This window comes from Candidatus Limnocylindrales bacterium (genome assembly GCA_035626395.1).
Classification (GTDB): Bacteria; Desulfobacterota; Binatia; order UBA1149; family CAITLU01; genus DASPNH01.
In genome coordinates, this window is sequence record DASPNR010000031.1 from 601881 (window position 1) to 625972 (window position 24092).

General features: G+C 68.6%; 19 protein-coding genes. 14 read left to right on the forward strand and 5 right to left on the reverse strand.

Going from position 1 to position 24092, the window contains the following annotated elements:
* Positions 1-43 precede the first annotated feature (43 nt).
* The 4 genes from gmd (at position 44) to VEC57_14145 (ending at position 5074) form a co-directional block, all read left to right on the forward strand.
* Positions 44-1051 carry a GDP-mannose 4,6-dehydratase gene (gmd, locus tag VEC57_14130; protein HYC00270.1) on the forward strand — a complete coding sequence of 336 codons (1008 nt, stop codon included), beginning with the start codon at positions 44-46 and terminating at the stop codon, positions 1049-1051.
* Between the two features lie 97 nt (positions 1052-1148).
* A complete protein-coding gene (locus VEC57_14135) occupies positions 1149-2408 on the forward strand; it encodes a lactate racemase domain-containing protein (protein HYC00271.1) in 1260 nt (419 codons plus the stop codon).
* Positions 2409-2540: 132 nt separating this feature from the next.
* Complete coding sequence (locus tag VEC57_14140; protein ID HYC00272.1) at positions 2541-4166, forward strand: FAD-binding oxidoreductase; 1626 nt, start codon at positions 2541-2543, stop codon at positions 4164-4166.
* Positions 4163-5074 carry an SDR family oxidoreductase gene (locus tag VEC57_14145; protein HYC00273.1) on the forward strand — a complete coding sequence of 304 codons (912 nt, stop codon included), beginning with the start codon at positions 4163-4165 and terminating at the stop codon, positions 5072-5074. The genes VEC57_14140 and VEC57_14145 overlap by 4 nt, the downstream gene beginning before the upstream one ends.
* 101 nt (positions 5075-5175) lie before the next feature.
* On the opposite strand, the gene VEC57_14150 is transcribed toward VEC57_14145, so the two are convergent.
* The 3 genes from VEC57_14150 to VEC57_14160 all read right to left on the reverse strand — a co-directional run bounded on the left by VEC57_14150 (position 5176) and on the right by VEC57_14160 (position 10027).
* Positions 5176-6138 carry a GDP-mannose 4,6-dehydratase gene (locus VEC57_14150; protein ID HYC00274.1) on the reverse strand — a complete coding sequence of 321 codons (963 nt, stop codon included), beginning with the start codon at positions 6136-6138 and terminating at the stop codon, positions 5176-5178.
* Positions 6139-6262: 124 nt separating this feature from the next.
* Positions 6263-8269 (reverse strand): ABC transporter ATP-binding protein, encoded by a 2007-nt coding sequence (locus tag VEC57_14155; GenBank protein HYC00275.1) that lies wholly within the window; start codon positions 8267-8269, stop codon positions 6263-6265.
* A 6-nt stretch (positions 8270-8275) separates the two neighbouring features.
* Positions 8276-10027: an ABC transporter ATP-binding protein gene (locus VEC57_14160; protein ID HYC00276.1), complete on the reverse strand. Its 1752-nt coding sequence runs from the start codon at positions 10025-10027 to the stop codon at positions 8276-8278.
* Between the two features lie 96 nt (positions 10028-10123).
* On the opposite strand from VEC57_14160, the gene VEC57_14165 reads away from it, so the two are divergent.
* The 3 genes from VEC57_14165 to VEC57_14175 all read left to right on the forward strand — a co-directional run bounded on the left by VEC57_14165 (position 10124) and on the right by VEC57_14175 (position 14150).
* Entirely contained in the window at positions 10124-11275 is a 1152-nt protein-coding gene (locus VEC57_14165; protein HYC00277.1) for an aminopeptidase, read from the forward strand.
* Positions 11276-11338: 63 nt separating this feature from the next.
* Complete coding sequence (locus VEC57_14170; GenBank protein ID HYC00278.1) at positions 11339-12256, forward strand: class I fructose-bisphosphate aldolase; 918 nt, start codon at positions 11339-11341, stop codon at positions 12254-12256.
* Between the two features lie 58 nt (positions 12257-12314).
* On the forward strand, positions 12315-14150 hold the full coding sequence (locus VEC57_14175) for a sulfatase (GenBank protein HYC00279.1): 1836 nt from the start codon (positions 12315-12317) through the stop codon (positions 14148-14150).
* A gap of 6 nt (positions 14151-14156) precedes the next feature.
* Here the strand turns inward: VEC57_14175 and VEC57_14180 are convergent, their stop codons facing one another.
* Both VEC57_14180 and VEC57_14185 read right to left on the reverse strand, forming a co-directional pair.
* Positions 14157-15488 (reverse strand): citrate synthase, encoded by a 1332-nt coding sequence (locus VEC57_14180; GenBank protein ID HYC00280.1) that lies wholly within the window; start codon positions 15486-15488, stop codon positions 14157-14159.
* A gap of 255 nt (positions 15489-15743) precedes the next feature.
* Positions 15744-16382, reverse strand: coding sequence for a TetR/AcrR family transcriptional regulator (locus VEC57_14185; GenBank protein ID HYC00281.1), 639 nt, complete (start codon positions 16380-16382; stop codon positions 15744-15746).
* Positions 16383-16634: 252 nt separating this feature from the next.
* Between VEC57_14185 and VEC57_14190 the strand changes: the two genes are divergently transcribed.
* The 7 genes from VEC57_14190 (at position 16635) to VEC57_14220 (ending at position 23552) form a co-directional block, all read left to right on the forward strand.
* The gene (locus VEC57_14190) at positions 16635-18050 is read left to right on the forward strand and encodes a sialidase family protein (GenBank protein ID HYC00282.1); all 1416 of its coding nucleotides are present in this window, start codon (positions 16635-16637) and stop codon (positions 18048-18050) included.
* Complete coding sequence (locus tag VEC57_14195) at positions 18047-19615, forward strand: SagB family peptide dehydrogenase (protein HYC00283.1); 1569 nt, start codon at positions 18047-18049, stop codon at positions 19613-19615. The genes VEC57_14190 and VEC57_14195 overlap by 4 nt, the downstream gene beginning before the upstream one ends.
* A 104-nt stretch (positions 19616-19719) precedes the next feature.
* Complete coding sequence (gene fbp / locus VEC57_14200) at positions 19720-20763, forward strand: class 1 fructose-bisphosphatase (protein HYC00284.1); 1044 nt, start codon at positions 19720-19722, stop codon at positions 20761-20763.
* Positions 20764-20800: 37 nt separating this feature from the next.
* Positions 20801-21988, forward strand: a complete 1188-nt coding sequence (locus tag VEC57_14205) for a hypothetical protein (protein HYC00285.1) — start codon at positions 20801-20803, stop codon at positions 21986-21988.
* A 148-nt stretch (positions 21989-22136) separates the two neighbouring features.
* Entirely contained in the window at positions 22137-22592 is a 456-nt protein-coding gene (dtd, locus tag VEC57_14210; GenBank protein ID HYC00286.1) for a D-aminoacyl-tRNA deacylase, read from the forward strand.
* A gap of 24 nt (positions 22593-22616) precedes the next feature.
* Entirely contained in the window at positions 22617-23096 is a 480-nt protein-coding gene (locus VEC57_14215) for a hypothetical protein (protein ID HYC00287.1), read from the forward strand.
* Between the two features lie 3 nt (positions 23097-23099).
* A complete protein-coding gene (locus VEC57_14220) occupies positions 23100-23552 on the forward strand; it encodes a tRNA (cytidine(34)-2'-O)-methyltransferase (protein HYC00288.1) in 453 nt (150 codons plus the stop codon).
* Positions 23553-24092 lie beyond the last annotated feature (540 nt).

The window sequence follows — 24092 nt, forward strand, 5'->3', positions numbered from 1 at the left end:
CGTTGTCGTTGACACCGCTTTCGGACCCTCCTAAGCCCGGCCGGTGGCCAAGCGTGCGTTCATCACCGGCGTGACGGGCCAGGACGGCTCGTATCTGGCCGAGCTGCTGCTGGAGAAGGGATACGAGGTTCACGGCCTGGTGCGCCGGACCAGCTCGATGGCCCGCTCGCGCATCGATCATCTCCACGACGACACGCACCCGCACCGCGACCGCTTCCATCTCCACTACGGCGACGTCACCGATCCTTCGCGGATGCGCGAGCTGCTCGAGACCGTCGAGCCCGAGGAGGTCTATCATCTGGCCGCGCAGAGCCACGTGCGCGTCTCCTTCGACGAGCCGATCTTCACCGTAAGCGTCGATGCGCTCGGCGTGGTGGCGATGCTCGAGGCGGTCCGGCACATGAAGCGCCCGGCACGCTTCTATCAGGCATCTTCGAGCGAGATGTACGGCAAGGCCGAGGCGGTGCCGCAGAACGAGCGTACGCCTTTTCATCCGCGCAGCCCGTACGCCTGCGCCAAGGTCTTCGCGCACTATCAGACGCTCAACTACCGCGAGGCCTACGGCCTGTACGCGTGCAGCGGCATCCTGTTCAACCACGAGTCGCCGCGGCGCGGCGAGACGTTCGTGACGCGCAAGATCTCCAGGGCCGCGGCGCGCATCAAGGCCGGGCTGCAGGACAAGCTTCGCCTCGGAAATCTGGAGGCCAAACGCGACTGGGGCTACGCGCCCGACTACGTCGAGGCGATGTGGATGATGCTCCAGCAGGACCGCCCCGACGATTACGTGGTGGCCACCGGCGAGACGCACTCGGTGGCCGAGTTCCTCGACCATGCCTTCGGCCACCTCGGCCTGGACTGGCACGACCACGTCGAGGTCGACCCGCGCTTCGAGCGCCCGGCCGAAGTGGACCTGTTGCTGGGCGACGCGAGCAAGGCGCGCCAGATTCTCGGCTGGAAGCCGCGCGTGACCTTTGCCGGCCTCGTTCAGATCATGGTCGATGCCGATGTGGCCGCTGCCGCGGCGGACGCCAAAGTGTTTGCTCCAAGCTAGGACTATGCTCTAAACCACTCCGGCATCACCGCAGTCGGGTCGTTGCGCGGGGGAAAACAAGAGCGCACGGTCCCGGGACGGCGACACCTGCTTCTGAATGGACGCAGACCCTCCAAGTTGGCACGAGCTGTTGCGCGGCTACGAGCTGCGCGACATCGCTCCGACCGCACCCTCGCTCTCCATCGACCCGGCCGCGGCCTGCCGCGATGCCCTGCAGTCGGCGGCGCTGGTCGACTTCGCACGCTCGGCGGCCGCCGAAGGGCGCTCGCTGACGCTGGTCATCAACGACCCGCATCGTCTGACCGACACGCCTGCCTTTCTCGATGCGGTCGTCGGCCTTCTGGACGCCGGGCTCGCCGCCGAGAAGCTGCCCGCCCTTCGCGTCCTGGTCGCCACCGGCAGCCATCTCTCCACGCCCGAGGAAAGAGCCGCGCATGAAGCGGCGATGCTGTCTCGCCACGCCGATCGCCTCGCCGAGGTGGCCTGGCACGACGCGCGCAATGAGAGCGGCCTGCGCAAGGTCGGCAACCACGTTCTGCATTCGTGGATGGCGGAGGGCGGCTTCTACCTGGGCTGCGGCAGCATGGAGCCGCACTACTTCGCCGGCATCACCGGCGCGCACAAGACGCTGACCGTGGGCGTCATGTCGATGGAGAGCCTGACGGCCAATCACGAGCACGCGCTCTCGTCGCAGGCGCGCCCCCTCAAGCTCGACGGTAACCCGGTGCACGTCGGCGTCGTCGATGCGCTGGCCGATCTCGAGGATTCCGGCGCACGCCTGCTGGCCCTCAATCAGGTTCTCGTCGATGGAAAGGTGATCGCGGTGACGGCCGGGCATCCTCTCGAGGCGCTCAACCACGGCATCGCCACCGTGCGTGCGTGCTTCTCGGCTGCGGTCGAGGAACCGGTCGATCTGGTCGTGGCGCAGGTGCAGGGGCCGCTCAGCCGCGACCTCTATCAGGCCGACAAGGGCATCAAGAATACCGAGGCCGCCGTCCGCGAGGATGGCGTGCTGCTGCTGGAGTCGCCGTGCCCGAAGGGTGTGGGAATCGACCACTTCGTGGAACTGCTGCGTGCCGCGCCGACCGTCGATGAAGCGCGGGCGATCGTGCAGGAGCGCGGCTATCGCCTCGGAGACCACAAGGCGGTGCGATTGCGTGCGCTGACCGACGAGCGGCGCGTGCACATCGGCGTGGTCAGCAGGGGCGTACCCGCAGATCTTGGCGACGTGCTGGGCATGAGGATCTTCGCTGATCGAGCCGCCGCAGCCGCGTGGGCACGCGAGCTCCTCGGCGGCGATCGCGCCACGGGCCTGATCGTCGCCGACGCCGGCAACGTCGCCATCGACGCAGCGTAGAGAAAAAGCGCGAGCGAGCGCTTTTCGCGGTCGTGCGCATGGCGTCGTTCTGGCGCGGCTGTTCGATCGGCCCCACCGAGTTCACTGCACCAGGCTCGCCAGCCTGCCTTCTCGCTGCTACGTTCGGACGTCATGCCCTCGCCCGAGCACTGGAAGACGCAGACGCGCCTGCCGCGGGGCAAGGTGGACGCATGGCGGCGCGAGCGCGATGCCGAAACGCTCGCCGCCTATCTCGAGGACGCCGCTCACACGCCTGGCGGGCACTCGCCGGAGATTTGCTTTCCGGCCAATGAGGCCGAGGTCGCGGCCGTTCTGGCCGGGGGCATTCCCGTGCTGGCCATCGGCGCGCAATCGTCGCTGACCGGCGGCGCCACGCCCTTCGGCGAAGTGCTGCTATCCACCTCCAGGATGCGCCAGAGCAGCATCGCCAACGGCCGCGCGCGCGCAGGCGCGGGGCTGTTGCTGCGCGAGCTGGAGGAATCGGTGGCGGCGGCCAATGCCTATTTCCCGCCGGTGCCGACCTACGACGGTGCCAGCGTCGGCGGCGTCATCGCGACGTGCGCTGCCGGCGCCGCGACGTTCAAGCATGGAACCACTCGCGGCTGGGTGCAGGAGCTGACGGTGGTGCTGGCGTGCGGCGAGGTGCTCGAGATCGAGCGCGGCCAGGTCACGTCGCACCCGCGCGGATATTTCGAGGTCGAACGCACATCGAGCGAGGTGCTGCGCATTCCGGTGCCGCTCGGCGCGCATCCCGACGTTCCCAAGAGCTCGGCCGGCTACTGGACCCAGCGCCCGCTCGATCTCATCGACCTGTTCATCGGGGCCGAAGGCACGCTCGGCGTGGTGGTGGAGGCCGTGCTGCGGCTTTCCTCGCCGCGGCCCTCCTGGCTGGCGGTGCTGGTGCCGGTCGCCGACGACGCGGCGGCCGTTGCCCTGACGACCGAGCTTCGCGAGGAAGCCAGGTCCGCCCATCGCACCGGCAACCCTTGCGGTCTGGACGTCTCCGCCATCGAGTACATGGATGCGCGATCGCTGCAGGTGCTGCGCGAGGACGGTGTTGCCGAGCGAGTCGGCGTGACGCTGCCAGCATCCGCGCGCGCGTTGCTGCTCATTCAGGCCGAGCTGCCCGCCGGCTTCGATCGCGCGCGTGCCTATCATGAGCTGTCCGAGTCGTACGCCGCCGACATCGACGGGCCGGTGGTGCGGCTCTGCCGCATCCTGGAGCGCCACGGCGTGCTGGCGGACGCGGTGCCGGCGCTGCCCGGCGAGGAAGATCGCCGCCGCGCGCTCTTCGCGCTGCGCGAAGCGGTGCCGGAGGGCGTCAACCGGCGCGTGCGCGAAGTGCAGCGCAGCGGCGCCGCCAGGGTCTCGAAGTCCGGCGGCGACGTCATCGTGCCCTTCGAGCGTTTCGAGGAGTCGCTGCAGCGCTATCGCGCTCTGCTCGCCGAAGCCGGGCTGGACGCCGCGATCTGGGGCCACATCAGCGACGGCAACGTCCATCCGAACATCCTGGCCCGCAGCGATCGCGACATGGATCACGCGCGCCAGACCCAGCTCGCCATCGGCGAGGTGGCCATCGCTCTCGGCGGCAGCCCGATGGCCGAGCACGGCACCGGTCGCAATCCGATCAAGAAGGCCCTGCTCGAAAAGCTCCACGGCAAGGCGGGCGTGGCCTCGATGCGCATGGTCAAGCGGTGTCTGGATCCGCACTGGCAGCTGGCGCCCGGCGTGCTGTTCGACCTCGAGGAGACGCGATGAGCGCCGAGGGCCGGGAGATCCTCGTCGTCGGTGCGTCCGGGCTGGTAGGGCGCCTGATGATGGCGCGCTTCGGCGAGCGGGCGGCCGGCACGTATGCCACCACGGCCGGGCCGGGGCTGCTGCAGCTCGACATCACCGATGCCGAAGCCACGCGCCGGCTGGTCACCGAAATCTCACCGCGCGTGATCGTGCACACGGCAGCGCTGACCGACGTCAACCGCTGCGAGCGCGAGCCGCAGACCTCCGAGCGCGTCAACGTCCAGGGCACGCGCAACGTGGCCGCGGCAGCGGCCGATGTCGGCGCGCGCTACATCTTCTTCTCCACCGACTACGTGTTCGGCGACGACGGGCCGCACGAGGTGGATCAGGTACGCACGCCGCTCAACGTCTACGGCTGTCACAAGGCGAAGGCCGAGGACGTCGTTGCCGGGCTCGAAGATCACGTGATCCTGCGCGCGTGCAACGTCTACGGCTATCAGAGCGGCGGCAAGAACTTCGCCATGGGGATCTTCGAGTCGCTGCACCAGGGCCGTCGCGTGCTGGTGGCGGTGGATCAATGGGGCTCGCCCACGCTGGCCAGCGATCTGGTGGAGGCCACGATGCGCATCGTCGATGGCGACGTTCGCGGCCCGATCCATGTGGCCGGGCCCGATCAGGTCACGCGCCTGGAGTGGGCGCGCCGCATCGCCGAGGTGTTCGGGCTGGACGTCTCGCTGCTCGAGCCGGTGCCGTCCTCGGCGCTGGGGCCGGCTGCGCCGCGGCCGCGCCGCGGCGGCCTGTGCTCGCGCAGGACCGAGCAGAGCCTGGGCATGACCTTCCGGCGTCTGGATGAAGGGCTGCTGGTGATGCGAGGCGACCTCGAAGATGCCGGCGTGCTCCCGCGCGCGACGCCGCGGCGCGCGCACTGAGCGGTTCGATGGCGCAGAGCCCGATGCAACGCGCAATCGGCGCGTTTCCCTGGGAAGGCGATGATCGTCTGCGCAAGGTGCCGAGCTTGTCGAGCACGAACCTACGTCTCGCCCCGATCGATGCGGGCCAGGTCTGCATCGACCATGATCGCGGCAAGCTGTTCGACGGTCGTGGTCGCGCGCCAGCCGAGATCGCGGGCGATCCTGCCCGGATCGCCGATGCGCGCGGCAGCGTCGCCCGGCCGCGACAGCGCCGGATCGCTGGTGACGTGGTCGCGCCAGTTCAGGCCGGCGCGTGCGAACGCGATCTCTGCGAATTCGCGCACGGTGCATGAGCGTCCGGTGGCGATGACGTAGTCGGCCGGCGCGGGGGCGGACAGCATGGCCGTCATCGCCTCGACGTATTCGGGCGCGTAGCCCCAGTCGCGAGCGGCTTCCAGATTGCCGAGCGTCAGCCCCTTTTGCAGCCCTCGCGCGATCCGCGCGGCAGCCAACGTGATCTTGCGGGTGACGAACATGGGCGGCCGCAGAGGCGACTCGTGATTGAAGAGGATCGCCGAGCAGGCAAACAGGTTGTGCTCTTCACGATACTGGCGCACGAGCCGATGCGCGGCGGCTTTGGCGGCGCCGTAGGGACTGAGCGGCTGCAGCGGCGTGTCCTCGTTCAGCGGGTGCACGCCGGACGCACCGAACATCTCTGCCGTCGATGCCTGGCAAAAGCGTATCGGTGCGCCGCTGTCGCGGATCGCGACGAGAAGGCGGGCGACGCCGAGCTCGTTGACGTCGCGGAAGTGGCCGGGATTCGTCCAAGATTCGGGAACGAAGGTGGCTGCCGCGAGATTGTAGATGGAGTCGGGCTGCGCCTGGTCGATAGCCGCTCGCAACGAGCGCGCGTTGCGAAGATCGCCCTGCACCTGCGCGACCGCGGGCGGCGCCGAGTCCTGCTCGTGCACGAGCGCAAAGACCGTCACGCCACGCGAGCACAGCAGCTCGCACAGGTAACGGCCGTCCTGCCCGGCGGCTCCGGTAACCAGAGCCCGCCTTGCTGCCCCCGCATTCTTCATGGTCAAGAGCCGACAACGTATCGCGAGGATGCGCGGCGGTCCAAGGCAAAAGCCGCGCTTCCGCGCGCTACGCAGCCCGCGCTACTGGCGGTTCGGTACGCGGCGCCACCGCTGCGTCCACGCGCTACGCAGCCGGCGCGACCGCCGCTTCGGCGTGCTGGAGGCGGTAGAGCCTCGCGTAGAGGCCACCGGCCGCCATCAGCTCGGCATGCGAGCCGCTCTCGCGCAGCTCGCCGTGGTGCAGCACCAGGATTCGATCCGCATTCTCGATCGTCGCCAGCCGATGCGCGATGACGAGGGACGTGCGTCCCTCCTGCAGCCGCGCCACCGCATCCTGGATGAGCTCCTCGGTGTCGTGATCGACGCTGGAGGTGGCCTCGTCGAGCACGAGGATCTCCGGTCCGTAGGCCAGCGCACGGGCGAACGAGATGAGCTGGCGCTGGCCGGTCGAGAAGTTGTTGCCGCGCTCGCGCACGGGCGCGTCGTAGCGCTGGGGCAGCCGCTCGACGAAGCGGTCGACGTGCACGGCGGCGGCGGCGCGGTGAACGGCCTCGTCGGTCAGGTCGCTGCGCCCCATGCGGATGTTCTCGGCCACCGTGTCCGAGAACAGGAAGACGTCCTGCAGCACGGTGACGATGCGCCGGCGCAGCTCGGTCAGATCCCACTCGCGCACGTCGAGGCCGTCGACGAGAATGGCGCCGGAGTCGACGTCATAGAAGCGCGCCAGCAGCTTGGTGATCGTCGTCTTGCCCGAGCCGGTGGCGCCGACGATGGCCACGTGCTCGCCGCGCGCCACCTTGAACGAAACGCCCTTGAGCACCGGCTCGCCGGGCAGATAGGAGAAGCGCACGTCGCGGAATTCCACCGTACCGAGCGGCGGCGGCGCCGGCTTCGGTTGCGCCGGGCTCTTCAGGGCCGGCTCCAGCTCGAGCAGGCCGAATACCTTCTCGCAGGCGGTGATGGCCGACTGCAGCACGGCATACTTCGTGGAGAAGTCGCGCACGGGGATGAAGAACTTGTTGATGTATTCCATGAACGCGACCAGCGTTCCGAAGCCCACCGCGCCGGACACCATGGACGCGGTCGACACCGGCTCTCCCACCACCAGATGCGCGCCGTACCAGAGGATGGCGGCGGTGGAGATCGCGCTCATCGCCTCGACGATCGAGAACAGCGCCGCCTCGTAGATGTTCGACCAGTGGTTGGCCCTGCGGTGCGCGTCGTTGAGACGCTCGAACTCGGCCGCCACCTGCGGCTCGCGCGCGAAGAGCTGGATCACCGCCATGCCGGTGATGCTCTCCTGCAGGTAGGCGTTGATGCGCGCGATGCGCTCGCGGATGAGCCGATAGTACTTGCGCGTCTTTCGGCGGAAGAAATCGACGAACAGCAGCATGACCGGCAGCGTGGCCAGCGCCACCAGCGCCAGCTTGGTGTGGATGGTCAGCATGATCGCGACGATGCCCACCAGCGTGATCACGTCCATGATCATGGTGATCGCGCCGGCGGCGAACATCTCGTTGATGACGTCGACGTCGGTGGTCATGCGCGTGACCAGGCGCCCGACGGGGTTGCGGTCGAAGAACGCCGTCTCCATCGACGCGACCTTTCTGAAAACGGCGATGCGAAGGTCCGAGAGCGACTTCTGCGCCACCAGCATCGTCAGAACGTGCTGCCAGTAGAGCAGCGTGAACTCCGCCACGACCATGGCGCCGAAGGCCAGCGCCCACCACCACAGGCCGTCGGTGCGGCCCACGGCGATGTACCCGTCGATGGCGCGCTTGACGATCCAGGGCTGTGCCAGCAGGCAGGCCGATACCAGAGGCAGCAGCGCCAGCGAGGCGAAGAACGTCCACTTGTAGGGCGCCACGAAGCGCCACATCGAGCGCAGCATCGCCCAGTCGCGCGTGCCCAGGAGCTGCTGCTCGTCGGCCATGCCGCGCGAGACGCGCGCCTCGACCCCGCCGGCGTTGTCGCGCGCGCCATCGGCGTTCGAACCGGTCGTGGCCGCAGAGATGGCGGTGCCCGCGGTGTCGCCGCCGGCGTCGGTGCCGCGGCGGTGGGTGCTGCCGTCGTTGATGCCGTCGCGACCGTGCCCGCCGCCGCCGGCGCTCTTTCGTTCCTCGTAGGCCACGGCGCGCTACATCGCCTCCAGCTCTTCGCTCAGGCGCTGGCGCCGGTACAGGTCGGCGTAGAGGCCGCCCCGCGCGAGCAGCTCGCCGTGCGTGCCTTCCTCGAGCACGCGGCCTTCGTCGATCACCGCGACGCGGTCGGCGCGGCGCACGGAGGAGACGCGATGCGAGATCAGGATCGTCGTGCGGCCCTTCATCACGTTGTCGAGATGGTCGAGGATGCGGCGCTCGGTGGCCGCGTCCACGCTCGAGAGCGAGTCGTCGAGGATCAGGATGCGCGGATCGCGGGCGATGGCGCGCGCCAGCGTCAGGCGCTGCTTCTGTCCGCCCGACAGCGTCACGCCGCGCTCGCCCACCGGCGTTGCCAGGCCGGCCGGGAACTCGGAGAGGTCCGAGTCCAGGCCCGCCATCTCGACCAGGCGGCTCATCTCGTCGGCGGCGCCGTCGTCGCGCCCGAAGCCGATGTTCTCCTCGATGGTCGAGGAGAACAGGAACGGGTCCTGCGGAACGAAGCCGATGGCGCTGCGCAGCCTTGCCAGATCCCATTGCCGTACGTCGACGCCGTCGACCTGCACGCTGCCGCCGGTGGCGTCGAAGAGGCGCGGAACCAGATGCGCGAGCGTGGACTTGCCCGATCCGGTGCGGCCGAGAATGCCGAGGCTGGTGCCGGCCGGGACGGTCAGGGAGATGTCGTGCAGGATGCCGTCGCCGTTGGTGGCGCCGTCAAAGCCGAAGCCGACGCGCTCGAAGCGGATCTCGCCGCGGACCTCCGCCGGCATGAAGCCATTGGCGGGCGTGGCCACCGCGGGAACGATGTCGAAGATCTCGCCGAGGCGGATCAGCGCCGCCTTGCCGCGCTGCCAGATCGCGATCATCCAGCCCACCGCCATGATCGGCCAGGCAAGGATGTGCAGGTAGCCCATGAACGCGATGAGCTGCCCGAGCGTCAGGCGCCCGTCGACGACCAGGCTGCCGCCGTAGCCGAGCACGATCAGCACGCCGAGCGAGGAGACGACGCGGATCAGCGGAAAGATCTTTCCGCGCAGGCGCGCGGCCACCATCGCCTGCTCCTTGTAGGATGCGTTGAGCTTCGCGAACTGCTCGGCGCGCGCCTGCTCGCGGCCGAAGCTCTTGACCACGTGCGCGCCCGCCAGGCTCTCCTGCGCGAACGCCGACATCTCGGCCAGCTTCTCCTGCGTGTGGACGGTCGCTTCCATCATCGGGCGCGTGTACCGCTTCATGATGTAGAGGACGACGGGGAAGGGCGCGATGGCGGCCAGCGTCAGCGGGACGTCCATCATCATCATCAGGGTGAAAGCGTAGACGCAGTAGAGCGGGGTGTTCAGGATCGTCAGCAGGCCCGGCCCGAGCAGCAGGCGCACGGCGCCGATGTCGTTGACCAGGCGCGACATCAGGTCGCCGGTTCGCTGGCGCTGGTAGTAGCCCTGGTGCAGCTTCAGCAGGTGCTCGTACAGGTCATTGCGAAGATCGTACTCGACGTCGCGGCCGGCGTTGAACACCATGACGCGCGAGACGGTGCGCACCAGCGCCTGCGCCACGGCGATGCCGATGATGAGCAGCGCGTAGAAGGCGACCGTGCGAAGCTTGTCGGCCGCAGGCGCATCGCTGCCGACCGCGTCCACCGCGTGCTGGGTCAGCCACGGGATAGCCATGACGAGAGAGGCGGTGGCGAACAGGCAGACGCCGCCGATGAGGTAGCGGTACGCGTAGCGGCGGACGTATTTCCACAGGCGCTCCATCGTGCTCGGTCCGCTTGTAAAGGGGACGCTGGGGTTTTGCTAAACCGCCGGCGTCCGGCGGCGGCGTGGGTTTCGCGAATCCGCTTCTGGCGCCCGGTGCTGGCCGCGACGCTGTCGCTGTTCGCATTCGGGTGCTCGGGCTGCCGCGCCGTCTATGTCACGCGCCTGGCCTACGAGCAGGCGCGCTACCTGGCCAGCGCCGAGTCCGTCGAGGAGCTGATCGCCAGGACCGAGGATCCGGAGCGGCGAAAGGCGCTCGAGCTCGTGCTGGAGGCGCGCGAGTTCGCCCGCCGCAGCGGCCTGGAGGTGGGCGGCAGCTACCGGAAGGTCGCCAACATGAAGTCGGCCTCGCCCTTCCACGTGGTCACGGCCGCCTACGCCGACCGGCTCGAGCCGTACACGTGGTGGTATCCGGTGGTGGGCGCCATTCCGTACCGCGGCTACTTCGAGCGCGAGGCGGCACTGGAGTACGCGCGCGAGCTGGAGAAGGACGAAGCTCTGGACACGGCGGTGGTGGAGGCATCGGCATACTCGACGCTGGGCTGGTTCGCGGATCCGTTGCCGTCGACGGTCGTCGATCGCGGCACGATGGCGGTGGCGACCACGGTGCTGCACGAGCTCGTGCATCAGACGCTGTTCATTCCGGGGCAGGTCGCGTTCAACGAGACGCTGGCCACCGCGGTCGCCTACAGGCTCGCCGACGATTTCTTCGCCGAGCGCGGTGAGGTCGAGCGCGCGGAGAGATTGCGCCGCGCGCGCGCGGCGTGGGTGGCGCGCAGCCGGATCCTGGACGATGCCGCGGCAACGCTGAAGGCATTCTTCGAGCGTGCGCGCCAGGAGAGGTGGCCGCGCGAGCGGATGCTGGAGGAGCGAACCCGGGTGTACGAGCAGGTGCAGGCCGATGCCATCGCTGCCGATCCTGTGTTCGCGGCGGAGTTCCGCGGCCGCACGCTCCACAACGCCACGTTCCTGGCCATCCACCGCTACGCTACGCGAGCGGCCGAGATCGAAGCGTTCCTCGATACACAGCCGAGCGTGAAGGCCGCGCTGGATCGCATTCGCGAGCTGACCAAGGAGGAGCGCGATCCGTATCTTGCGCTGCAGCGCTCGAGCGTTACGGCCGAAGCGAGCGCCGCGGGTTCGCTACGCCCTGCGCACCGCGCGTTCTCCAGCCGCACCGGCTGCGCCGACGCGGAACGCAGGCGCCGGCCCCCGCGCAGCGGTCGGGTTGCTCCGGATCGGGCGTGATGATTCTTAGGAGCGAACTTGGCCGCCGTCTGCGTGGCGGCGCATCACGACAGGAGAGGAGCCATGGCCACGGAGCGGGTACGCGAGATCTTGAGCTGGTATGCAGGTGAGAACCCCGGGGTTCTTTCCAACCTGGCGCGCATCATGAACACGGGCAGGCTCGCCGGTACGGGCCGCTTCGTCATCCTTCCGGTCGACCAGGGTTTCGAGCATGGCCCCGCCCGCAGCTTCGCTCCCAACCCCGACGCCTACGATCCCCGTTATCACTTCCAGCTCGCGCTCGATGCCGGCTGCAACGCATACGCTGCGCCGCTTGGCTTCATCGAAGGCGCCGCCGCCGAGTACGCCGGTGAGATTCCGCTGATCCTGAAGGTCAACAATCACGACTCGCTCTCTCCCGACGGCACCGATCCGGTGATGTCGGTGACGGCATCGGTGAAAGACGCGCTGCGGCTGGGCTGCTCGGCCATCGGCTACACGATCTATCCGGCTTCGGCTCAGTTCCGCGTGATGTACGAGGAACTGGCCGAGCTGACGCGCGAGGCCAAGGCCAACGGGCTGGCGGTCGTCGTATGGTCGTATCCGCGCGGCTCCGGCATCAGCAAGGAAGGCGAGACCGCCGTCGACGTCTGCGCATACGCCGCGCAGATCGCGGCTCTGCTCGGCGCCAACATCGTCAAGGTCAAGCCGCCCACGGCGCACGTCGAGCAGGCCGAAGCCAAGAAGGTCTACGAGAAGGAGCAGATTCCGATCGGCACGCTGGCCGAGCGCGTGCGCCACGTCGTGCAGAGCTGCTTTGGCGGACGCCGCATCGTGATCTTTTCGGGCGGCGCCAAGGGCGCCGACGAGAAGGTGTTCGAGGAGTGCCGCGGCATCCGCGAAGGCGGCGGCTTCGGCTCCATCATCGGCCGCAACAGCTTTCAGCGGCGCAAGCCCGAGGCGCTGCAGTTCCTGGGCGAGGTGATGAAGATCTACGCGTAGATCGACGTCGTCAGCGCCGCATCTCTACACACATGGCGCCGCCTGCACAGGAGGCCGCATGACCCGCCGTGCGGTGCCGGCACTGCTGCTCGCGGCTGCGATGGCTGCTTGCGACGACCCCGCCGCACCGCCGCGCGGCCTGCACCGCGAGCAGGTCGTCGCTCGCGTTGACGATGTGCTATTTGCGCCGGCGGCACCGCTTGCGCATTCCACCGCAGACTACCCTCGCCGCGCCGTCGGCGACGACTCGCGCGTCGTTCTGCACCCGAGGATGGCCGCCGCGACCGCCGAAGAACCTGGCAGCGGCGGCTGGCAGGAAGCGGCGCGTGTGCGGCTGCAGGTTCCTGCCGATGCTGCGCTCGAGCTGGCGTACGCCGCGCCGGCTCCGTCTTCCGCGGTGGGCACCGCCGGCATACGCATCCGCCTGAACGACGGCGGCAAAGACAACACGGCGTTCGAGGAAACCCGACCGTTGTCGGAGCTTTCCGCGTGGCGGGAGGTCCGCGTGGCCCGGCTGCCGGAAGGCGAAGCCACGATGATCGTCGAGACGACGGCGCCGCCGCACGCGCCAGTCGTGGTTGCTGCGCCGTCGCTGACGGGGCCGGCGACCGGTGCGGAGCGTCCCAACATCCTTCTCGTATCGCTGGACACGCTGCGCGCACGGCAGCTGAGCCTCTACGGCGGTGCGCAGCAGGCCTCGCCGCGCATGGAGGCGCTCTTCGGCAAGGAGGGCGTGGTATTCGACCAGGTGCTGAGCTCGGGCGCGGATACCATTGCCGGGCACATGGCGATGCTCGAGGGCGTCAATCGCTGCCTCGTGCACGAACCCAAGCACAAGCACTCGAAGGCGGTCCGAACGCTGGCCGAGGCGCTGCGCGCGGCGGGCTACCGCACCGCCGCCTTCACCGAGAACGGCATGCTGCTCGGTGACGATGGGTTCAGCCGCGGCTTCGATCGCTGGTTCGAAGACCGCCGCACCGATCATTCGATCGGCTACATCGACGACACGTTCGACCGCGGCATCCATTGGCTGCGGCAAAACCGAAACCGCCGGTTCTTTCTGTTCCTTCACACATACGCTGTGCACAACCCCTACCAGCCCCCGTCGCCGTACGCGGAAAGGTTCGCCGCGCCGGCCGATGCGGACGAGGCGGCCCAGGACCTTGCCGCCTACAGCGGCGAGGTGGCGCACGCCGATGACCAGGTGCAGCGGCTCGTGGCTGCTCTACGAGAGCTGGGCGTCGAGAACGACACGATTCTCATCGTCACCTCCGACCACGGGGAGGAGTTCGGCGAGCACGGCCGCCGCTATCACGGCACCAACCTGACGCAGGAGATTTTGCACGTGCCGCTCCTGCTGCGCGCACCGGGACGCTTGCCCGCCGGCGTGCGGCGCACTGGGCTGTTCGGGCTGATCGACGTGCCGCCGACGATTCTGGAACTTGCAGGCCTGCAGCCGTGGCCGGAGATGGAGGGGCGATCCCTGGCGGCCTTGATCGACGCCGCGCCCAGCGTCGACGGCCGGCGATTGTACGCGGAGGCGTGGACGCGCCTGGCGGTGACGTACGGCGGCTACGACGAGAGCTGGCGCTCGCCGTCCGTGGCCATCACGGAGCTTCCGTGGCGCCTCGTGCGCCTGACGGGCGCAGGCGGTCCGCAGTACCAGCTCTTCCATCTGCGCGACGATCCGATGGAGCGGACAAACCTGTACGAGCAGCGCCACGCCGAGGTCGCAGCGCTCAAGGCCGCGGCCGACGCGTATCTGGCCGACTGCGCGCGGCGCCAGCAGGAGATGGAGGATGCGCTGGGACGGCAGGACGCGCCGCGAGAACCCGAGCCGCAGGAGGATGCCGACCGCCGGGAAAAGCTGCGCGCGCTGGGCTATCTCGACTGATGCGGCCTAGAGCCGCCCGCGCATCAGCTTCCGCTCCAGCGTCTGCGGCACCGGCCGCGTGTCGATGCTGGAGTAGTCGCGCAGCCACTCGCCGGTGTAGACCTGGCGCGGGCGCGTGATCTTCTGCTCGTTGTCGAGCACGTTCTCGGCCCACTGGGCGAGCCATCCCGAGGTGCGCGGAATGGCGAACAGCACCGGGAACATGGAGGTGGGAAAGCCCATCGCCTGGTAGATGATGCCCGAGTAGAAGTCGACGTTCGGGTAGAGCTTGCGCGAGATGAAGTACTCATCCTGCAGCGCGATGCGCTCGAGCTCGACGGCGATGTCGATGAGGGGATTGCGGCCGGTCACCTCGAACACGTCGTGCGCCACTTCCTTGATGATCTTGGCGCGCGGATCGTAGTTCTTGTAGATGCGGTGGCCGAAGCCCATCAGCCGCCGCTCGCCCGCCTTGACGCTCTTGATGAAGTCGGGGATCCGATCAATCGATCCGATCTCCTCGAGCATGTGCACGACTTCCTCGTTGGCACCGCCGTGCAACGGACCGTACAGAGCGGCGGCCGCCGCGGCGGTGGCGCAGTACGGATCGACGTGGCTGCTGCCCACCGCCCGCATCGCGTTGGCCGAGCAGTTCTGCTCGTGATCGGCGTGCAGGATGAACAGCACGTCCAGCGCGCGCTCGAGCACGGGGTCGGGCTTGTAGCGCAGCTCGGTCATCTTGAAGAGCATCGACAGGAAGTTGCCGGTGTAGCTGAGCTCGTTGTCCGGCTGCACGTAGGGCAGACCGAGCGAGCTTCGATAGGCGTAGGCGGCGATGGTGGGCATCTTGCCGATCAGGCGCCGTACCTGCAGCCGCCGCGACTCGATGTCGTGGATGTTCTTGGCGTCGGGATAGAACGTCGAGAGCGCGGCCACCGTGCCTACGAGCATGCCCATGGGATGGGCGTCGTAGTGGAAGCCGTTCATGAAGTTCTTGGTCTTCTCGTGGAGCATCGTGTGCATGGTGATGTTCTCGGTCCATGCATCCATGTGCTCGATGTTGGGGAGCTCGCCCTTGACGATGAGATAGGCGGTCTCCAGGTAGGTGCTCTTCTCGGCCAGCTGCTCGATGGGATAGCCGCGGTAGCGCAGGATTCCCTTGTCGCCGTCGATGTAGGTGATGCTGCTCTTGCAGGCCGCGGTGTTGGTCAGGGCGGGGTCGTACGTCATCAGGCCGAAGTCGTCGTCGCCGGCCTTGATCTGGCGAAGGTCCATCGCGCGGATCGTCCCGTTCTCGATCGGGACTTCGTAGGTCTTGCCGGTCCGGTTGTCGGTGATGGTCAGGGAGTCCTTCGCCATGGCCTCTTCTCCGCTAATCTCATTCGCGCAGCACATTAGCAGGGGAAGGGGTTGGTTCAACGCGCCGCAGCGCGTCCGACGATGGTGTGGAAGCACGACGAGTCCTGTCCGCCTTGAAGCGCGCCTCGTCGGCGAGCTGCTGTCCGCTGCAACGCACGACCGTCGTCTCGCGCAACTCCGTATCAACGAGAAGTGAGGTTGCACGGTGCGGCGCCGCCGTCACGGCAAAGATGCCGCCTGCCGCGCGGGCGAACTCTACTGCGCCGAGTCCGGAGGCAGCAGCAGCCCGCTGGTGAAGATCTCCACGAGCGTGTCCGCATGTGCCTCGATTCGATCGGGCTGGAGCGGATCGAAGTCCCACAGCATGTTGATCAGCGGCGCGGCATCGAAGAAGTGCGGCACCGCGCCGAGAAACGCGAAGATCACGCACTGGATGGGCAGGTCCTTGACCAGCCCCGAGGCGCGGCCAAGGCGAAACATCTGCTCGATCTGCTGGATGAGCGGACGCAGGTGCTTCTCGACCATCCACTCCAGGCGCGGCCCGCGCACGGCCGATTCCGAAATGATCAGGCGACCGACCTCGGGATAGCGCGCGTTAAAGTAGACGAAGCGGCGGGCCATGATGCGGATAGCCTCGCGCGGCCCGACACGGCCCATGTCCTCCTCGACGCCCTGCAAGACGCTGGTCATGCGTCCGAAGGCGAGCTCGACGCTGGCGCGCCACAGCGCCTCCTTGGAGCCGAAGTGGTAGTGGATCAGCGGCTGCGTGACGCCGACCCGGCGGGCGACGGAGGCCGTGGTCGCGCCCTCGTAACCGTTCTCGGCGAACTCGACGAGCGAGGCCTCCAGGATTCGTTCGCGTGAGACCTTGGAGGAACGTCCGCGCTTTCTCAAAGCTTCCTGCACCGTGTGCACCCCCTCGTCGGGTGGCGCTGCTGCCGGCGGACGTGGCCGAGGCTGGCGGCACCGCGGGAATCGAAACGCGATCAGTATTTCTGAAGCGGCCAATAAGGCAAGCCATGCGGTGCCTTCGCCACCATTGTAGAGCCGCCAGCATCGGCTAACGTGTCCGATGTGCCTCGCCGCCGGCAAGCCCTGCGCCCGTCCCTGCCCGTTGTGCTGTTGTTTCTAGCGTTTGGCGCCATCGTGCCGGGGCGCAGCAGTCTTGCGATCGCGCAGGTTCCGATCTTCGGCGCACCGGGCATCCTGAACCCGCAGGCCGATAAGGACGATAGTGCCGACGAGCTGCCGCGCGTCGCCACCGACCGTAGCGGAATATGGGTGGTTGCCTGGCAGACCACCGGCGGCGGGCCGCTCGGCCTTGGCCGCGACTCCGACATCGTCTTCACGCGCTCGCCCGACAATGGCGCGACCTGGACCATGGCCGCGCCGGTGGCGGCAAGTGCCCGCGAGGATGACGGCGATGACACGCAGCCCGTGGTCGCCACCGACGGCAAGGGCCGCTGGATGATGGCGTGGACCTCCACCCAGAGCCTCGGCGGCCGCGGCCGCGACCGCGACATCCATGTCTCGGTCTCCAACGACGACGCCATCACCTGGACCACGCCCAAGGCCGTCAACAACAACGCCACCCGCGACTACGGCGCCGATGAGCAGCCCGACATCGCCACCGACGGCAAGGGCCGCTGGGTTGCGGTCTGGCAGTCGACCGATTCGCTCGGCAACACCATCGGCGGCGATCGCGACATTCTCTCGGCGGTCTCCACCGACGGCGGCCTGAGCTGGAGCAACCCGGTTCCGGTCAACACCAACGCTGCCGACGATCAGCGCTTCGACACCTCGCCGCGCATCAGCACCGACGGCAACGGCGTATGGGCGGTGGCGTGGTCGTCGGGCGGCGAGTCGCAGTCGCGCGTCGGCTACGAGCGCGGCATCCACGTTGCGCGCTCGACCAACGGCGGCATCACGTGGAGCGACCCCATGGTCCTTGCGGGCAAGGAAGGCGACATGCGCCCGGGCGTCGGCCCGCGCATCACCAACGATGCGCGCGGGCACTGGGTCTGTGCATGGGCCTCCAGTGATTCGCTCGGCAACACCAAGGGTCTCGACCGCGACGTGCTCGTGGTGCGCTCGGGCGACGACGGCGTGACCTGGAGCAAGGCCGCGCCCATCAACGCCGAGGCCACGCGCGATGCCGGCGATGATGCTTCCCCCGAGCTGATCACCGACGGCCACGGGTCATGGCTGGCCGTGTGGACGTCCTGGGACAACCGGCGAGGGACCACCGGCGCCGACGGCGACATCTTCGTGTCGATCTCGCGCGACAACGGCGAGAGCTGGGCGCCATCGCTGGTGCTCAACAGCAACGGCGCTTCCGACTTCGGCGAGGATCTCAATCCCTCCATTGCCACCGACGGTCGCGGCACCTGGATCACGGTGTGGGACAGCACAGAGCCCGGCGGCACCTACGGCTACGACCGCGACCTGGTGATGGCCAGCGGCCGCTTCGGCGGCGCCGCTGCCGGCCCTTCGGGCGGCGCGCCGCGGCCATCGCCGGGAGGCGTGCCGGCGGCGCCCGCAGACGGCGGAGCGACGCGTTGACGACTCCCGAGCGCGCTTCGGGGCCCGAGAGCGAGCCGGCCGCGACGGCCGCGCGCGCCTACCACGAGCGGACACGGCACAGTCCCGACAGCGTCCGGCGCAGCGGCTACCGGCTGAACTGGGAGAACCAGCCGATCCCGTTCAAGATCTACACCAGCGATCTTCCGGTGGTCGCGCTTCCGCAGCAGGTCCCGCCCTCGGACGCACGCATGATCGAGACGCTGCTGCGCGGCGTGCCGGCGGACGAAAACACTCCGCTCGACCTGCCGCATCTGGCGCGCATCCTGTTCCTGAGCGCCGGCGTCGTCCGCACGCGCCGCTATCCGAGCGGGCACCTGCAGATGTTCCGTGCGGCCGCCTGCACCGGCGCGCTCTACCACATCGACGTCTACGTCGCGTGCGCCGACATCGATGGCCTCGAAGCCGGCGTCTACCACTTCGGGCCGCACGACTTCGCGCTGCGAAGGCTGCGCGCCGGCGATCATCGCGGCGCGCTGGTCGAAGCCACCGGCGGTGCTCGCGAGATCGCCGAGGCGCAGGCCGTGCTGGTGCTGGCGTCGACGTACTGGCGCAACTCATGGAAGTATCGCGAGCGCGCCTACCGCCACAGCTACTGGGACAGCGGCACCATCCTGGCGAACGTGCTGGCGCTGGCCGACGCCGACGGCATCGCCTCGAAGGTCTTCGCCGGCTTCGTCGACGCCGAGGTCGAGCGCCTGCTCGGCCTCGATCCGCAGTGCGAGGGCGTGACCGCGCTGGTGGCCCTGGGACGCGGGCAGCGCCGTCCGGAGCCTGGCGATTCCGCCGCCGCGCTGGCGCCGCTCGAACTGGCAACGCAGCCGTTGTCGCCGCGGCCCGTGCACTACGCGCTCCTCACGCACACCCATCACGCCACCGCCATGACGTCGCCCGGCCAGGTCGCGGCGTGGCGCGCCGGCGCGATGCTTCGTCGCGGGCCGGAGGCCGGCGACGGCGCGCGCGAGCTGGCGCCGCCGGCAATCGCCGATCGCAGCCTGGATGAGACCATCCTTCGGCGCGGCTCGGCCCGTCTGTTCGAGCAAGCACCCATCACCGAGGAGGAGCTGTCGGCGCTCCTTGCCTGTGCGGCGTCCGGGATGGACTGCGATTTCGCACGCAGCCGCGCCGACCGCGTGTGCGACACCTACGTCATCGTTCACGACGCCGGCGACCTTCCGATGGGTGCGTACTACTACGACGCCGGCAGCGGGCGCCTTCAACCCCTGAGCGCGCGCGTGACGCGGCACGGCTCCGGCTTCGTCGCGCTCGAACAGGACCTGGCCGCCGACGCGGCGGTGAACGTGTATTCGCTGTGCGATCTGGAAGGCGTTTTTCGGGCCCTCGGCGGCCGCGGCTACCGTGCCGCGTCGCTCGAAGGCGCGGTCGCCGGAGGTCGCGCCTACCTGGCTGCGTACGCCATGGGTCTGGGCGCCACCGGACTGACCTTCTACGATGATTACGCCACCCAGACGTTCGAGCCTCACGCCGAAGGCAAGTCGGTGATGTTCCTGACCGCAGTCGGTCACCGCACCCGATCGAGCGCTTGAAGCACCTGTGGTGCTCTGATGAATTACCGCCCTCCCGCCCTCCAGGCGGGTTCCGACGCCGGCGCGCCGCGATGGCCGAGCGCTTCAGGAGGGGACATCGAAGAATGGAAGAGTCACAGGAACTGATCGGCGAGTCGCTGCGCGTTCACCTCCTGGGCGTAGCAGGAAACCTCTGCATCGATCAGGGCGTGGCCAACGTCCTGCTCGATCTCGCGACCGTAGCCAAGACGATCTCGTGCGAGGTCAACCGCGCCGGCCTCGTCGGCATTCTCGGCATGACGGCACAGCGCAACGTGCACGGCGAGCAGGTGCAGAAGCTCGACGTGTACGCCAACGAGCTGATCATCGAGTCGCTGCGGGCTTCGGGCAGCGTCTGCGGCATGGCGTCCGAGGAGAACCAGGGCATCATCCTGCCTTCGAGCAAAGGCGAGAGCGCCGAGTATCTGTGCCTGTTCGACCCGCTCGACGGCTCCTCCAACATCGACGTCAACGTCAGCATCGGAACGATCTTCTCCATCTTCCGCCGCAAATCGAGGAGCGGCGCCGCGGTGATGAGCGACTTCCTGCAGTATGGCCGCGAGCAGGTGGCCGCCGGCTATTTCGTCTACGGCACCAGCACGATGCTGGTGTACACGTGCGGCGACGGCGTCAACGGCTTCACGCTGGAGCCCTCGACCGGCGAGTTCCGTCTGTCGCACCCGCGCCTGCAGACGCCGTCGCGCGGCAGCATCTACAGCTGCAATGAGGGCAACTCGCAGACGTGGGACGCCGGCACGCGCGCCTACATCGAGGCGCTCAAGGAGACGAGCAGGGAAGCGGGGCGGCCCTACAAGTCGCGCTACGTCGGCTCCTTCGTGGCCGACTTCCACCGCAACCTGCTCAAGGGTGGCATCTTCCTGTACCCCGCCGACCGCAAGGATCCCTCCAAGCCCGCCGAGGGAAAGCTTCGCCTCATGTATGAGTGCAACCCGATGGCGTTCATCCAGGAGCAGGCCGGCGGCCGTGCGCTCGATGGGGATCTCACCCGCGTGCTCGACATCCAGCCCAACGGGATCCACCACAAGATCCCGCTGGCCATCGGAAGCAGTGCCGACATCGAGGAATACTCGGAGTACTATGTCCGGCATGCAACGCGCGGAGCAGCCTGAGGTCCCGGCGACGGGCAGACGAACCATTTTCCCGACGATGACTCGTGCGGCGGCGCTTGCCGTCGCCGGTGTCCTTGCCGTCGCTGCTGCAGCGGCGCCGAGTGCGTTTGCGGGCGACACGCCGCGCGAACGGTGCGACGTCGCTTTCGTGCTCGGCGCCCTGCCCGGCAGCACGACGCTGACCGCCATCGACTTCGTCGTCTCGTATGAGCGGCCGAAGATCTTCTGGAAAGATCCGATGAACCAGATCCACTGCGTGGGGCTGCCGCAGGGCTCGGCCGTGGCCGCCAGCGACAATCTGGTCAAGGAGGAGCTGACGGTCGCCTATTCGTCGGCCACCGGTGTCATCGGCGGCACACCGCTGGTGCGGTGCGACGTCTACGTCCCGCCCGGCGACACGCCGGAGCCCTCGGACTTCCCACAGATCACCGTCACGCAGGCCACCGACGCCGGCGGCACGGCCATCGATCCGGCGCCGGTGATGCTGGTCGGGCAGATCCGCTGCGGCGCCGAGATCACGACGACGACCAGCTCGACGACGACGTCGAGCCACCCGACGCTGACGACGACCACGACCACGCTGGAGCCGGAGACGTGCAGCGTGCTGCTGCGTCTCGACACCGCCGGCAGCTTCCGCCGCGTCAGCTTCGAGCTCGGCTACGAGGACGCCGGCGGGCGCCTGGCCGGCAACGCCAACGTCGTCTGCCACAACCAGACCAGCGCGCAGATCGGCATCGACGAGAACAAGAACGAGCAGACGGTCTCCTTCAACCTGGTCTCGCTCCAAGCATTCACCGGGCCGCGCGACCTCGTCGAGTGCGACTTCGTGCCCACGCACTTCCTCGGCGACGCCGACGATTTCGACGTGCTCGTCCTGGCTGCCAGCGACGCGAACAACGTCCCGATCACCGGTACTCTGCCGGACGTGTCGGCGAGCCACGTCATGTGCCCGTCGCTCACGACAACCACGACCGCGGGGCCGACGACGACGAACACGACCGTGACGACGACGACCGGCGAGCCGCTGTGCGGCGATGCCGACAACAGCGGCGAGGTCCAGGCCAGCGACGCACTGGCGGCGCTGCGCGAGGCGGTGGGGCTGACTTCGCCCTGCACGCTGGCGCGCTGCGACACCGACAGCAGCGGCGTCATCCAGGCGTCGGATGCGCTGCGCATCCTGAAGGCGGCCGTCGGCGCCGACGTCACGCTGGACTGCCCGACCTGAGCGGCCGCGTCCGTCGGCTGGGCGTCGGCGTGGACTGGCCGTCGCCGACGCGGGGGCCGGCCGGTCCGCGTGACCGCGCACGCGTCCGTGGCGGCTTCGGTCGCGGTGGCCAAAATGCTCAAATGCCAGACCTGACCCCGTTCCTGCGATGCGAGGGCTCGTGCAGAGAGTTCACGGCGCTGCGGTCCGTGTCGGCGGCGATGTGGTTGGCCAGATCGGCGCCGGCCTTTGCGTGTTCGTCGGCGTGGGCCACGACGACGGCGAGGCCGACGCGCAGACCCTGGCCGAGCGCGTCGTGAACCTGCGCGTTTTTCCGGACGATGCGGGCAAGATGAACCGCTCGCTTCTCGATACCGGCGGCAGCCTCCTGGCGGTCTCGCAGTTCACGTTGATGGGCGATACGCGCCGCGGCCGGCGTCCCTCTTTCGTCGCGGCCGCCGCGCCCGAACATGCCAATCCCCTCTTCGAACGGTTCGCATCCGAGGCCGCATCTCTTGGCGTGGGGGTTGCTACCGGCCGATTCGGTGCTCATATGGATATCGACATCCACGCCGACGGCCCGGTGACGCTGATGCTGGACACGAAGGAGAGCCGGCGCGGCTGAACGGCGGGATAAAGGAACGACGTCGTGGCGCGAGCAGGGTTCTGGCCCGTAGGTGGCTACAAGATTTCCTTCCGCAAGGACGGCCACTGGTACGCCGACGACGACCGCATACCCAACGCCCGTATCGCACGGCTGTTCTCGCGCCACCTGTGTCCGGACGGCAACGGCGGCTGGGTCATCGACGTCGGCATCGATCGTCATCCGGTCACCGTCGAGGATACGCCGCTGGTGGTGCGACGTATCGATGGCGACGCCGAGAATGGTTTTCAGGTCCGCACGAACGACGGCGTCTCCTCGTCCCTGGACTGCACGACTCTCGAGATCGGAGACGGCGACGTGCTGTACTGCACGGTCGACCGCGGCGACAAGCGCGGACGCATGAAGGCGCGCTTCCTGCGTCCGGCCTACTACGAGCTGGCGCGCTACATCGACTTCGACGGCGACATGCCGGTGCTGCACTGCCGCGGGCGCCAGTTCCCCGTCGAGCACCACCACGCCGCCTGACCCTTGCGCATCGTCCTGCTGGAGCCGGAGATCCCGCCGAACACGGGATCGGTGGCACGCCTGGCGGCGGCCACGCAGACGCCGCTGGACCTGATCGGTCCCTTGGGGTTCTCGCTCGAGGACCGCTATCTGAAACGTGCCGGTCTGGACTATTGGCCCTGGGTCGATCTGACCGTGTATGACAGCTGGCAGCAGTATCTGGCCGCGCCGCATCGCGGGCGTCTGCTCGGTCTGTCGGCGCGCGCAACCCGCTCCTACACCGAGGCGGCCTTCTGCGAGACCGACCGCCTGCTGTTCGGCAAGGAAACCTCGGGCCTGGGGGCCGACATCATTTCCATGCTGGGCGAGCATGTCTTCACGATCCCCATGAGCAGCCCGCACGTCCGGAGCCTCAATCTTGCCAACGCCGTTTCCATCGTTGTGTACGAGGCCCGGCGCCAGCTCGCTCTGGTCTGAACGGGCGGGAGCGCCGGCGCGGTCCGCGGCGGCGCCGGCTTCTTTGCTCCCAGCAGAGGGTGCGCGGATGTGCGCGAGCGGTCGCTGCTGCGGCCCCGTCGTCTATACTCGCGGACATGCCTTTCAGGACGGACCGTAGCCAAGGCCGTGCGCCGCGGCCTTCCCAGGATATTGCCCCCCCCAGCGCCTGGCGATGGGCCGCGCTCGCGCTTCTGACCGTCGTCGCCGCCACGGGTGCGCAGGCGCAGTCGGGCTCGCGCGAGTACGAAGATCGGAATTCCCGCTCCTACGAAGATCGCCGCTACGGCGAAGAGCGCGACCCGCGCTACCAGCAGCGCCCCCCGAGCCAGCGACGTCCGGAGCCGCCGCCGCGCCGCGCGCCGATGCACCCGGCCTACCAGCCCGACGCGCGCGAAGCCGACCGTCATCGATCCGCCGAGCGTCCAGCCTACCGCCCCGAACCGCGCCCCTCCGATCGTCACCCGTCGCCAGCCCGCCCCGGCCCGCGCGGCCCGTTGGCTCAGCATCATCCGTCATCGC

Excerpts from the sequence above, each read along its gene's own strand:
- dtd (HYC00286.1), top strand. The coding sequence starts at position 22,137 with ATGCGAGGGCTCGTGCAGAGAGTTCACGGCGCTGCGGTCCGTGTCGGC.
- VEC57_14205 (HYC00285.1), top strand. The coding sequence starts at position 20,801 with ATGACTCGTGCGGCGGCGCTTGCCGTCGCCGGTGTCCTTGCCGTCGCT.
- VEC57_14145 (HYC00273.1), top strand. The coding sequence starts at position 4,163 with ATGAGCGCCGAGGGCCGGGAGATCCTCGTCGTCGGTGCGTCCGGGCTG.
- VEC57_14170 (HYC00278.1), top strand. The coding sequence starts at position 11,339 with ATGGCCACGGAGCGGGTACGCGAGATCTTGAGCTGGTATGCAGGTGAG.
- VEC57_14160 (HYC00276.1), bottom strand. The coding sequence starts at position 10,027 with ATGGAGCGCCTGTGGAAATACGTCCGCCGCTACGCGTACCGCTACCTC.
- fbp (HYC00284.1), top strand. The coding sequence starts at position 19,720 with ATGGAAGAGTCACAGGAACTGATCGGCGAGTCGCTGCGCGTTCACCTC.
- VEC57_14180 (HYC00280.1), bottom strand. The coding sequence starts at position 15,488 with ATGGCGAAGGACTCCCTGACCATCACCGACAACCGGACCGGCAAGACC.
- VEC57_14135 (HYC00271.1), top strand. The coding sequence starts at position 1,149 with ATGGACGCAGACCCTCCAAGTTGGCACGAGCTGTTGCGCGGCTACGAG.
- VEC57_14175 (HYC00279.1), top strand. The coding sequence starts at position 12,315 with ATGACCCGCCGTGCGGTGCCGGCACTGCTGCTCGCGGCTGCGATGGCT.
- VEC57_14140 (HYC00272.1), top strand. The coding sequence starts at position 2,541 with ATGCCCTCGCCCGAGCACTGGAAGACGCAGACGCGCCTGCCGCGGGGC.
- VEC57_14150 (HYC00274.1), bottom strand. The coding sequence starts at position 6,138 with ATGAAGAATGCGGGGGCAGCAAGGCGGGCTCTGGTTACCGGAGCCGCC.